Genomic DNA, 1,332 nt, shown 5'->3' with positions numbered 1-1,332 from the left:
CGGGAAGTGACAGTGAACAACCCCCTTATAATGGACAATAGGATATAATAAAAATACGTCATAACAGACTTTTATAGGGGGATTATTTAATGGGGAAAAATCAAAGAAATACACATAAAAGTGTCGATTTTAAATTGAAAGTAGTTAAAGATATCCTTGAGAATGATCGAAGTGTGGCTCAAGTAGCTGAGGAAATCGGTGTACACCGGGATACGGTTAATAATTGGCGTAAAGCTTATCTTTTAAATGGTAAGGAAGGGTTAATGAACCCTAATTCCGTTAATCAAAATAAGAAAGCCAAAGAAAGCAAAGAAATTATAGAATTAAAAAAGAAGTTAAAAGAAAAAGAATTGGAGAATGAAATCCTAAAAAAGTTCCAGGCCTTTCTCAAAGAGAACGAGTAAGTAAGAAATATGAAGCTATTTCTTTTTTGAGAAAGGGAAGAAAATACACTGTAGAGCTATTGTGCCGTGTAATAGGTGTATCTAAAAGTGGCTATTATGCTTATTTGAAGCGCGAAAAAAGACCTGTATCTAATGAGGATAAGGAACTTTTAATCCTTATTAAACGAGTATACACCATTAACAGCGGAACTTATGGTGCCAAGCGTATCTCAAAAGAACTTAAATCAAAAGGTGTAATTGTAAATCATAAAAAAGTCGCTCGTATTATGCGTGAAGCTAACTTAAAGGCAAAAGTAAGGCGCAAAAAAGTGACAAAAGAATCGAAGTCTAGTTCAGCTGGTTTTGTTTATGAAAATCATTTAGAACGTGACTTTAATGCGGAACATCCTAATCAAAAATGGGTGACAGATATGACGGAAATATGGGTAGAAAATCGCAAGTTCTATATATCTGCATTAATGGATTTGTTTAACCGAGAGATTATTGCTTTTGAAATATCAGATAGTCCAAACCTGCAGTTAATTGAGGATACAATTGAAGCTGCCCGAAGAAAGCGAAAGTTAAAAACATTGGAAGGCGTACTAATACATAGTGATCAAGGTAGTGTTTATAGATCACTTGTGTATAACAATTTGAGTAAAGAACTCAGATTTATTCCCAGTATGTCAAGAAAGGCAAATTGTTGGGATAACGCGGTAATTGAAAGCTTTTTCTCACAGCTTAAAACGGAGTTCCCGTGTTTCTATCCCAATTATTCAAGAAAGTCTTATAAGCATGATTTATTATCTTTTATTAAGCGATTTAATGAGAAACGAATCCAAAAAAGGCTTGGATTCATTTCTCCACAAGTATATTATTTACAATACAAAAAGGGTGCTTAGTTGTCGATTTTTTTCTGTCCATTTTTAGGGGGCTTGACTACAGGCAC

2 protein-coding genes are annotated in these 1,332 nt (G+C 34.0%); both read left to right on the top strand.

From position 1 onward, the window contains the following. Positions 1 to 89: 89 nt before the first annotated feature. The gene (locus CIL03_RS19315; protein WP_094887491.1) at positions 90 to 404 is read left to right on the top strand and encodes a transposase; all 315 of its coding nucleotides are present in this window, start codon (positions 90 to 92) and stop codon (positions 402 to 404) included. Between the two features lie 26 nt (positions 405 to 430). Beyond that, a complete protein-coding gene (locus tag CIL03_RS19310) occupies positions 431 to 1,285 on the top strand; it encodes an IS3 family transposase (RefSeq protein ID WP_094887490.1) in 855 nt (284 codons plus the stop codon). Positions 1,286 to 1,332: the final 47 nt, after the last annotated feature.

Source organism: Virgibacillus indicus, assembly GCF_002266285.1.
Taxonomy (GTDB): Bacteria; Bacillota; Bacilli; order Bacillales; family Amphibacillaceae; genus Virgibacillus_K; species Virgibacillus_K indicus.
Note: the sequence above shows the minus strand (reverse complement) of the source record. Positions and strands in the feature narration are given on the sequence as shown.

What these genes read in the sequence shown, in the direction of transcription:
- CIL03_RS19315 (WP_094887491.1), top strand. Translation starts at nt 90, where the DNA reads ATGGGGAAAAATCAAAGAAATACACATAAAAGTGTCGATTTTAAATTG.